The sequence below is a fragment of the Pedobacter nototheniae genome (assembly GCF_032678625.1).
GTDB classification, from domain to species: Bacteria; Bacteroidota; Bacteroidia; order Sphingobacteriales; family Sphingobacteriaceae; genus Pedobacter; species Pedobacter nototheniae_A.
Window position 1 is genome coordinate 145,071 of the sequence record NZ_JAVTSO010000008.1, and the last position, 11,175, is coordinate 156,245.

6 protein-coding genes and 1 other RNA gene are annotated in these 11,175 nt (G+C 39.4%); 4 read left to right on the forward strand and 3 right to left on the reverse strand.

What is annotated here, in order from left to right; all coding sequences use genetic code 11:
* Positions 1-12 precede the first annotated feature (12 nt).
* A complete protein-coding gene (locus R2Q77_RS19520) occupies positions 13-1,299 on the forward strand; it encodes a sugar MFS transporter (RefSeq protein WP_316805387.1) in 1,287 nt (428 codons plus the stop codon).
* Between the two features lie 128 nt (positions 1,300-1,427).
* The gene (locus R2Q77_RS19525; RefSeq protein WP_316805388.1) at positions 1,428-1,922 is read left to right on the forward strand and encodes an HAD family hydrolase; all 495 of its coding nucleotides are present in this window, start codon (positions 1,428-1,430) and stop codon (positions 1,920-1,922) included.
* A 464-nt stretch (positions 1,923-2,386) separates the two neighbouring features.
* Here R2Q77_RS19525 and fsa read toward each other — a convergent pair whose 3' ends face one another.
* Positions 2,387-3,046: a fructose-6-phosphate aldolase gene (gene fsa / locus R2Q77_RS19530; RefSeq protein WP_316805389.1), complete on the reverse strand. Its 660-nt coding sequence runs from the start codon at positions 3,044-3,046 to the stop codon at positions 2,387-2,389.
* A gap of 82 nt (positions 3,047-3,128) precedes the next feature.
* Positions 3,129-3,228, reverse strand: an RNA gene (gene ffs / locus R2Q77_RS19535) — signal recognition particle sRNA small type.
* Between the two features lie 434 nt (positions 3,229-3,662).
* On the opposite strand from ffs, the gene gltB reads away from it, so the two are divergent.
* A complete protein-coding gene (gene gltB, locus R2Q77_RS19540; RefSeq protein WP_316805390.1) occupies positions 3,663-8,162 on the forward strand; it encodes a glutamate synthase large subunit in 4,500 nt (1,499 codons plus the stop codon).
* Positions 8,163-8,165: 3 nt separating this feature from the next.
* Positions 8,166-9,632: a glutamate synthase subunit beta gene (locus R2Q77_RS19545; RefSeq protein WP_316805391.1), complete on the forward strand. Its 1,467-nt coding sequence runs from the start codon at positions 8,166-8,168 to the stop codon at positions 9,630-9,632.
* A 122-nt stretch (positions 9,633-9,754) separates the two neighbouring features.
* On the opposite strand, the gene R2Q77_RS19550 is transcribed toward R2Q77_RS19545, so the two are convergent.
* Entirely contained in the window at positions 9,755-10,957 is a 1,203-nt protein-coding gene (locus tag R2Q77_RS19550) for a DUF763 domain-containing protein (RefSeq protein ID WP_316805392.1), read from the reverse strand.
* Positions 10,958-11,175 lie beyond the last annotated feature (218 nt).

An 11,175-nucleotide genomic window follows, 5' to 3' on the forward strand; every position in this document is an offset into this window, starting at 1 on the left:
CATAACCAAACTATGCTGACCCAAAACACACAAAACCCTTCAAGAGGACCAAAACCACTTGTAATCATTTGCATTCTGTTTTTTATTTTCGGATTCGTAACCTGGGCAAACGGAACCTTAATTCCATTTTTCAAGTTATCCTTCGGTTTATCTGATATTCAGGCATTCTTAGTTACTTTCGCTTCTTATATGGCTTATTTCTTTTTAGCCCTTCCAGCTTCCTGGATTTTGAAAAAAGTAGGATTCAAAAATGGAATCATATTAGGCTTAATTGTGCTGGGCATTGGTTCTTTAATATTTATACCGGCTGCACAAACCAGAACATTTGGATTGTTTTTAACAGGTATTTTTGTACAAGGCGCAGCCTTAGCTTTATTGCAAACTGCTTCTAACCCATATTTAACAATTATTGGTCCGATAGAAAGTGCTGCAAAACGCATTAGCATGGCCGGCATCTGCAATAAGTTTGCCGGTATTATTGTACCATTTATTATGGGAACCTTATTTCTTAAAAATGCATCAAATATTGAGAAAAAGATAGAAGCGGCTACCGGCATTGCAAAGGAGCAATTATTAAATGATGTACTTGGGCGTGTAAATATGCCTTACATTGTGTTGGCTATAGTTTTTTGCTTATTTGCCCTGGTAATTAAGTTTACCAGTTTACCCGAAGTGCATGTAGAAGAAGATGTAGTAGATGAAAGCAATGGAGCCGTTGTGGAGCATAAAAGCATATTCCAGTTTCCGCATTTGTTTTTAGGTGCCTTTTGTATTTTCGTTTACGTAGCGGCAGAAGTAATGGCTGGTGATATTATTGGTGTTTATGGTAAAGCCTTAGGAATCAGCCCTGATATTAGCAAGTACTTTACGGCGCTAACCTTGTCTGGAATGTTAATTGGTTATATTTTAGGTATTATCGCCATTCCTAAATACATCTCACAGCAATTTGCGCTTCGCATTTGTGCTATTTTAGGGATTGTTTTTACTTTGGTAGCTTATTTAACAACAGGTTATACCTCTGTTATTTTTATTGCACTTTTAGGTCTTGCAAATTCTTTAATGTGGCCGGCAATTTTTCCGCTGGGCATTAGTCATTTAGGTAAATTCACTAAAACCGGATCAGCAATTATGATTATGGGTATTGCAGGTGGTGCGGTATGGCCTTTATTGTATGCGTATTTGAAAGATCATTTACATTTAGATTTCCAGCTATCTTATTTTATAACGGTTTTACCTTGTTACCTATTTATCCTGTTTTTTGCCGTAAAAGGACATAAAGTAGGTTTAAAATTAAAATAAAGAATCTTAAAATAGTTTCAAAGCCCAATCCATATCCGGTTGGGCTTTTTTATGCCGTTAATTTTCCCTTATTTTGGGCAATTATTTAAATGAGGAATAACCTCATATCTCAATATTCATATCTGATAATGAACAAAGCTATTTTTTTGGATCGTGATGGTGTTTTAAATCACGAAATGCACGATTACATTTGCCGTGTAGAAGATTTTAAAATTCTTGATTACCAAATTCCGGTACTTAAAAAACTATTTGACGAAGATTACCTCTTAATTGTAATTACCAACCAGGGCGGTATCGCTTTAAAAAGATATAGCGAAGAAGAATTGGCAATTATGCACCAGTTGTTGCGCAATGCCTTTACTAAAAAAGGAGCAGAGATTGCAGCGTTTTATTATTGCCCGCATCACCCAACGGTTTCGGGCGATTGTAAATGCCGCAAACCAAAATCAGGTATGCTTTTAGATGCTATTGATATGTTTGATATTGATCCGGCGTTATCAGTTATGATTGGCGATAAGCCGCGCGATGTTGAGGCGGCAAACGGAGCGGGAGTGAAGGGCATTTTAATTGAGCCTGATGAACAAATTAGCTATGAAAAGATTAAAGAAGTATTAGGTGCATAAATAAACTATTTCATTTTTAATATTAAAATCCTGAGTTTTAAATCGATACCGCCGGCTTATAACTTAGGATTTTCTTATTTATGATTCGGGCGTTTTAACACGCTGTTCGTTATATCTTTTTTGCCGCCCTTGATTACAGCCCGGTGTTTAAGCAAAAAAGGATGTCACTTCCATCGTTAACGCCTATATTTTCCGGTATAATAAAGCTATAATTTTTATTTCTTACCCGGGTTAAGGTTCAATAGCCTCCGATTGAAATGGCAGCCCAATTTTTCTATTGGGCTATAATGGAAAACGGGAGTATGGTAACCTATTTACGCAGAAACCTGCGCTTCAAATGGTTATTTTGACCCTGTATTCCTCTATTTATTAAGTTATTTACTTGTACCCTCGGTAGAAAAACAATGTAAACAAAGAAGCCCGCATCAAACGATACGGGCTTCTCTTATAAAATAACTTAACGCTTATTTACCTGCAGCCTTAGCATGATCTGCCAGGAAAGTAGCTAAACCGCTATCGGTTAATGGGTGTTTTAATAAACCTACGATTGCAGTTAAAGGAGCTGTAATTACATCAGCGCCTAATTTTGCACAATTTACAATGTGCAACGGACCACGGATAGATGCGGCTAAGATTTGAGTTTCGTAACCGTAATTATCAAAAATAGTTCTGATGTCTTCGATTAAAACTAAACCATCGCTTGAAATATCATCTAAACGGCCTAAAAATGGAGAAACATAAGTTGCACCAGCTTTAGCGGCTAATAACGCCTGTCCGGCAGAGAAAATTAAAGTACAGTTGGTTTTAATTCCTTTTGATGAAAAGTATTTAATCGCTTTAACACCATCTTTAATCATCGGTACTTTTACAACAATTTTAGGGTTTAAAGCCGCAAGTGCTTCACCTTCTTTAACGATTTCGTCGTAAGTAGTCGCAATTACCTCTGCACTTACATTATTGTCAACAATATCGCAAATTGCTTTATAGTGGTTAATTACATTTTGGTCGCCGGTAATGCCTTCTTTAGCCATTAAGCTCGGGTTGGTGGTTACGCCATCTAAAATGCCAAGATCTTGTGCCTCTCTGATTTGATCAAGATTAGCTGTGTCAATAAAAAATTTCATGTTTATAAATTCTTAAGTGATAATTAGGTGTAAACCCTGAAGAATTTCGTGTCCCCCTTCAGGGGAATGGGGGAGTAAAAAAAAAGGGCAAGCACCTCTTATCGCACCGCTACAACCTTCTACCCTTGCTGCGTTCCCGCCCTGGGGGGATTCAAAGGGAGCTGGTCGTAAAAGACTTGCCCGCCACAAAGGTAGAAAAACAAGTTGTTTTACAAAATTCATTTTTCTATTTTTTTGAATAGTAAAGCTATGTTGTTGATTGTTAAATTAATATAATTATTAAATTATTTTTAGTTGCTGCTTTTGGCTGCCAATAATTGTTTTTTTTAGGTTGAATTGCATTTTTCGGTCGTTTTTTAGAAGATTTAAATCATATAATTTATGGATTAGTAAAATGTTTTAGTACTTAAAAAGGCTCTTTTTAGCGTTTTTTTAATAAAATTACTGATTATCTAAATTGTAAATTATTGGTTTGAATTTTACGAATATGATAATTAACTTAATTTAAATTACTTTAAAACTAAAATTATCCTAAAAGGAATGTAAAGTCTATAATTTGTAATCGATTTCTTTTATCTTAGTGTTTCCTATACACTAACAACTAACGAGCAAAAGAATGAAATTAAACAGTGGATTGTACGATGCACAATTTGAACACGATGCCTGCGGTATTGGGTTCGTTGCGCATGTGAAAGGGCGGAAATCGCATCAGATCATCTCAGATGCACTTACTATTTTAGAAAATTTAGATCACAGAGGCGCTTCGGGAGCTGAACCAAATACCGGAGATGGCGCAGGGATTATGATTCAGATTCCACACGAGTTTTTCTATGATGAATGTCTGAAAACAGGATTTAGTCTTCCTGCAACAAATAATTACGGCGTAGGCATGCTTTTTATGCCTAAAGATTTAAGATCAAGGGAAGAGTGCAGGGAATTAATTTACCGCGCTGCAGAAAAATTAGGGCTTGAAGTTTTAGGTTTTCGAAAAGTTGATGTAGATACTACAGATATTGGAAGTATGGCCCTTTCTGTTGAGCCAGAAATTGAACAGGTTTTTATTGCCCGTCCTTATGCTGTTGCTCCTGGTGCCGATTTCGAGCGTAAGCTTTATATATTTAAAAACTATCTGATTAAGCTGATTTTGAATACCGTAAATGGTGGTAAAGATTTTTATATTGTTTCCTTATCTGCACAAACCATTATTTATAAAGGGCAGTTAACTTCTTTACAGGTACGTACATACTTTAAAGATTTAAGCGATAAACGCCTGGTTTCTGCTTTGGGTTTGGTGCATTCTCGTTTTGCAACCAATACTTTTCCTTCATGGAGATTAGCGCAACCCTTTCGTTTTATTGCGCACAATGGAGAGATTAATACTTTACAGGGAAATTTAAACTGGTTCAGGGCAGGTGTTAAATCATTCGCATCTGCTTATTTTACACCTGAAGAACTGGATATGTTATTGCCGGTTATAGACGAAACCAATTCTGATTCAGGTTGTTTAGATAACGTAATTGAATTATTACTTCATGCTGGCAGAACATTGCCTCATGTATTGATGATGCTTGTACCCGAAGCCTGGGATGGTAACGAGGATATGGATCCGCTTAAAAGAGCTTTTTACGAATTTCACGCTACTTTAATGGAGCCCTGGGATGGGCCAGCTGCAATTGCCTTTACAGATGGTAAATTAATTGGTGCTACTTTAGACCGTAACGGCTTACGTCCTTCGCGTTATGCCATTACTTCTGATGACCGGGTTATTATGGGGTCAGAAGCAGGTGCTTTAGCTATAGATCAAAGTACAATTATAGAAAAAGGCCGTTTAACGCCGGGCAAAATGTTTGTTGTAGACATGGAGCAGGGCAGGATTATTAGTGATGATGAAATAAAAACACAGGTTTGTACAGCCAGTCCGTATGCAGACTGGTTAAATCAGTATCAAATCCGTTTAGAAGAATTACCTGAACCACGTGTAATGTTTACGGGTCTTTCTAAAGAATCGGTACTTAAATATCAGCAGGTTTTTGGCTATAGCAGAGAGGATGTAGATTTATTGCTTAAGCCAATGGCTTTAGAAGGTAAGGAACCTATTGGATCAATGGGAACCGATACACCTTTAGCCATCCTGTCGAAACAACCACAGCACTTATCTAATTATTTTAAACAGTTATTTGCGCAGGTAACCAATCCACCAATTGATCCTATCCGCGAAAAAGTGGTGATGAGTTTAGCTGGTTTTATGGGTAATAATGGTAATCTTTTAGAAGAAAGCCCAATGCAATGCCACTGTGTGGGTATTAAACACCCAATTTTAACCAATCAGGAATTAGAAAAATTAAGAAGTATAGATACCGGGGTTTTTCAGGCCAAAACTTTACAAACCTATTTCAGGGCTGATGGGAAACCTGGTGCCATGGCTAAAGCTTTAGACCGCCTTTGCCGTTACGCAGTTGATGCTGTTGAGGATGGTTTTCAGGTTATTGTGCTAACCGATAGGGCCATCGATTCTGAACATGCGGCCATGCCTTCGTTATTAGCCGTTTCGGCTGTGCATCACCATTTAATCCGTAAAGGTTACCGTGGTGCTGTTGGTATTGTGGTAGAAGCCGGCGATGTTTGGGAAGTTCATCATTTTGCTACTTTAATTGGTTTTGGTGCAACGGCGGTTAACCCTTACTTAGCTTTAGAAACCATACATGGTTTTACGGCAGAATCGGGTTTATCAATCGAAACTTTAACTAAAAACTATACTTACGCCGTAAATAGCGGTTTGTTAAAGATCTTCTCAAAAATGGGAATCTCGACCTTGCAATCTTATCACGGCGCGCAGATTTTTGAAATTTTAGGTTTAAACAAGCAAGTTGTTAATACTTATTTTACAGGTGCGGTTTCGCGCATTGGAGGTTTAGGTTTAGATGAGATTGCGCACGAAACCTTAATTAAACACCGTCGTAGTTTTGGCGTTTCTACACAAACAGAAAATTTGTTGCCAGCTGGTGGTACTTATAAATGGCGCAGAAGGGGCGAACAGCATTTGTTTAACCCACAAACCATTCATTTATTGCAGAATGCAACCCGTAAAAACGATTACCATATTTTTAAACAATACTCTAAACTGGTTAATGAGCAAACACAACAGGCTTATACCATTCGCGGTTTGTTTGAGTTTAACTATAACCGTCCTTCAGTACCTTTAAATGAGGTTGAATCTACTGAGTCCATCTTAAAAAGGTTTGCTACCGGAGCCATGTCTTTTGGGTCTATTTCTCACGAAGCCCATTCTACACTCGCTATTGCCATGAACAGGATTGGCGGTAAAAGTAATACCGGCGAAGGTGGTGAAGATGAAATGCGTTATACCAAATTACCAAATGGCGACAGTATGCGTTCGGCCATTAAACAGGTTGCATCTGCACGTTTTGGGGTAACCAGTTATTATTTAACCAATGCAGACGAACTGCAGATTAAAATGGCGCAAGGGGCCAAACCGGGTGAAGGTGGGCAATTGCCTGGGCACAAGGTAGATGACTGGATTGCAAAAGTCCGTCACTCTACACCAGGGGTCGGTTTAATTTCTCCACCGCCACACCACGATATTTACTCTATTGAAGATTTAGCCCAACTGATTTTTGATTTAAAAAATGCAAATCGTGAGGCCAGGATTAATGTTAAACTGGTTTCTAAAGCTGGTGTGGGTACCATTGCGGCAGGGGTGGCAAAAGCACATGCCGATGTAATTTTGGTATCTGGCTTTGATGGTGGTACAGGTGCTTCTCCGTTAACATCCATCCAGCATGCTGGTTTACCATGGGAATTAGGCCTTGCAGAAGCACATCAAACGCTGGTTAAGAACAGACTGCGTAACCGTATTGTTCTTCAAACAGATGGGCAACTAAAAACGGGCAGGGATATTGCAATTGCTGCGCTTTTAGGTGCCGAAGAATGGGGCGTTGCAACTGCAGCCCTGGTTACTTCCGGCTGTATTATGATGCGTAAATGCCATTTAAATACTTGTCCTGTTGGTGTTGCAACGCAAGATCCTGAATTAAGAAAATTATTTACAGGCGATCCTGATCATGTGGTAAACTTGTTTTATTTTCTTGCCGAGGAATTACGCGAAGTAATGGCAGAACTTGGTTTCAGAACCATTCACGAAATGATTGGCCAGGCTGACGCTTTGAAAGTCCGTGATTTAGGTGCTGAGGACTGGAAATTAAAACACATCGATTTATCAGGCATTTTGTATAAAGCAGAAGATAATGGCTTACCATATTACAACACTGAAAAACAAGATCACGGGCTGGCCCATGTTTTAGATCACCAGCTGATTGCGGCTGCTAAACCGGCTATTGATCATAATGAGCCTGTATTTGCAAGTTTCAATGTTAAAAATACTGATCGTGCTACCGGAACCATGCTTTCAAACGAAATCTCGAAAGTACATTTAGGTATGGGCTTGCCTCCTGATACCATTAACTTTAAGTTTAACGGTTCTGCCGGGCAAAGTTTTGGCGCCTTTAGTACTCGTGGTTTAACTTTATCGCTCGAAGGCGAAGCAAACGATTATGTAGGTAAAGGTCTTTCGGGGGCAAGACTTGCCATTTATCCTTTTGGAAATGTAACTTATGTGCCCGAACAAAATATTATTATTGGTAACGTAGCCCTTTATGGGGCCACATCGGGCGAGTTATTTGCCCGCGGAAAAGCTGGTGAACGTTTTGCTGTTCGCAACTCAGGTGCAACTGCGGTTGTAGAAGGTGTGGGCGATCATGGTTGCGAATACATGACTGGAGGTGAAGTTTTAATTCTTGGTGATACCGGAAGTAATTTTGCCGCTGGTATGAGTGGCGGTGTGGCCTGGATTTATGATGCCAATGGAACTTTTGCACGTAAATGCAATAAGGAAATGGTTGATTTAGACCCGCTTTTAGCTGAAGATGAGGAACGCATTTTAGCTTTGCTTAAAACTCATATTCGCCTAACTGATAGTAAGGTTGCTGAATTTATATTAAGTGATTGGAAAACACAGTCTGCTCATTTTGTCAAAGTATTCCCCAAAGAATATAAAGCCGTTCTTAGCAAACGTAATCAACAAGTTAAAACACACTAAGCCATGGGAAAAGTAACAGGATTTCAAGAATACGACAGAGTTGCACCGCTTAGAGAAGAAGCTACTAAACGTGTGAAACATTACGGGGAATTTTTAAATGAATTGCCTTCAGCAGAATTAAACAGACAAGCAGCCCGTTGCATGGATTGCGGCGTTCCATTTTGCCAGTCTGGTTGCCCGCTGGGTAACGTAATACCCGAATTTAATGATGCTGTTTACCAGGCTAAATGGGAGCAGGCAGCAAATATTTTATTAAGTACAAATAATTTCCCTGAGTTTACAGGCAGGATTTGCCCGGCTCCATGCGAATCAGCATGTGTGTTAGGCATTAACCGTCCGCCGGTTTCTATTGAAGAAATTGAAAAACACATTATTGAAATCGCCTTTGAAAAAGGCTTTATTAAAGCTAAAGCACCCCTTATCCGCACGGGTAAAAAAATAGCAGTTATTGGTTCAGGTCCGGCAGGCTTAGCAGCTGCTGCTCAATTGAATAAAGCAGGGCACGAGGTTGTTGTATTTGAGCGCGATGATGCACCAGGCGGTTTACTCCGTTACGGTATTCCTGATTTTAAATTACAGAAAAATATCGTTGATCGCCGCATTGACTTAATGAAGGAAGAAGGGATTGTATTTAAATGTAATGCTAATGTTGGCGAGAATGTAGAGATAGGAACCATTCTGCGCGACTATAGTGCAGTGGTTTTGGCGGGTGGCTCAACCATTCCGCGCGACTTGCCTATTGATGGGCGCTCGGCTAAAGGTGTGCATTTTGCAATGGATTTCTTAAAACAACAAAATAAGCGTGTTGCAAATCGAGAAGTGGTCGTAGAAGACATTATGGCAACCGGTAAAAATGTAATCGTAATTGGTGGCGGCGATACGGGTTCAGACTGTATTGGAACATCTAACCGCCATGGTGCAAAATCGGTTACCCAGTTTGAAATTATGCCTATGCCTCCGCAATTGCGTAATGCACACATGCCATGGCCAACCTATCCAATGCTTTTAAAAAGTACTTCCTCGCACGAAGAAGGTGCGCAGAGGGCCTGGTCAGTAAACACTAAAAACTTTATATCAGATGAAAACGGCAACTTAAAAGCCTTAAAAGTAGTGGATGTAGAGTGGGACATTGATGCAAACGGCCGCCCTGTTAGTTTTAAAGAGGTAGCCGGAACAGAAAGAGATTTACCTTGCGAATTGGTATTATTGGCTATGGGTTTCTTGCATCCCCAAAAAGAAGGTTTGATTGAGAAATTAGGTATAGAGCTGGATAACCGTGGAAATGTAAAGGCCTCCGAACATACTTATCAAACCAATATTGCTAAAATTTTTGCTGCCGGTGATGTTCGTCGTGGACAATCACTTGTTGTGTGGGCAATATCAGAAGGCAGGGAAGCGGCCCGTAAGGTAGATGAATATTTAATGGGAACTACAAAGCTTGCATCAAGAGATGCCGTAGCTTATGCTTAAATAAGAAAAGTTCAAATTTAAGGCCGTAGCATCTGTTACGGCCTTTTTTTATGCATCCCAGTTTTTCAGTATTTGCAATACGATGAAGATTGAGAAATAATTTTTAGAAAACCTTACTTACTTTAAAACAACTTCAGCTGATCATCTTGCGGTGGCTTCTCTTTCCCAAAAACGGTTCTGCCCCCATATTTCCAGCTTTCTTTGCGTTCTTTTTCTATAACTTTATCAAAATCAAGGTTTGGAGTAAAGTTTTGTTCTGCATTTTTTGCAATTTGATGAAGTGACTTTATAGCCTGCTGTTTATCTGTAAAACCAATTTTTGCCTGATTTACCGCTTTGGATAGAATGCTGATTGTTTCATCATAAACTTTAGTAGGTACCGGAAAAGGGTGTCCATCTTTACCGCCATGCGCAAAAGAATAACGGGCCGGATCGCTAAAGCGGGAAGGTGTACCGTAAATAATCTCGCTCACCAAAGTCATCGATTGTAAGGTTCTTGGCCCCATACCTTCAAGCAGCAATAAATCTTCAAAATCAGCAGGTTTCTTTTCCTGTGCAAGCCAAAGGATACTGCCTAAACGTTTTAAATCAACATCTTTAGCCTTTAATTCGTGGTGGGCAGGCATCACCAGTTTCTGTATTTCAGTTAACATTCTAACCGGCGATTCGTCTGTCATGCTGATTAAGCTTGCCCGGGTCGCAACGGCATCATTGGAGGTCAGATTTAAAATTTTCCCCTGGTTAATTCCGCAAATACCGGTATGTGGCTCCTCAATAAATGATTTTAGATTGGCCGAATGCCAGTGATACCGCCTTGCCGTAGAACTATTATTACTCATACCTTGTTGCACCACAGTCCAATCGCCATCACTACTTAAAATGAAGCTGTGTAAGTACAATTGAAATCCATCCTGAATAGCTGTATTATCTACTTTTGCACTTAATTTGCTTGACCGAACCAAATCATGTCCGTTTAAGCCTGTTTTTTCAGCAATTCTGAGCAACTCGTTAGGTGTTTCACGACTGTATTTGCCTTTGCCTCCACAAATGTAAATGCCCAATTCCTGCGATAATGGATTTATTGCTTTTTTTAACGCACCCATTACTGAAGTCGTAATGCCGGATGAATGCCAGTCCATGCCCATAACCGCGCCTAAACTTTGAAACCAGAACGGATTACTTAAGCGCCGCAACACTTCAGCCTTTCCATATTCTACCAATATGGCTTCGGTAATGGCTAAACCTAATTTTGCCATGCGCTGCGCCAGCCAGGGTGGTACATGGCCATAATGTAAAGGTAAATCTGCGCTTCCTGATCTTTTCAATGCTAACAAATTTAGTAAATTTTGTTGAAAAAATAAAAGAAGATGTAATTCAGGCGGCGCTGCATATCAAATAAATGATATTATTTAACCTTTGGTCGGTGATATGATCAATCAAAACATGTTTAACTTTTGGTTGGTGTTATCACTAATCAAGTGAAAGTAAGTTCCGATTATTTTTTTGTTTTAGGAAAGCAAGGCCAGCGGATCTTGGGTGATTT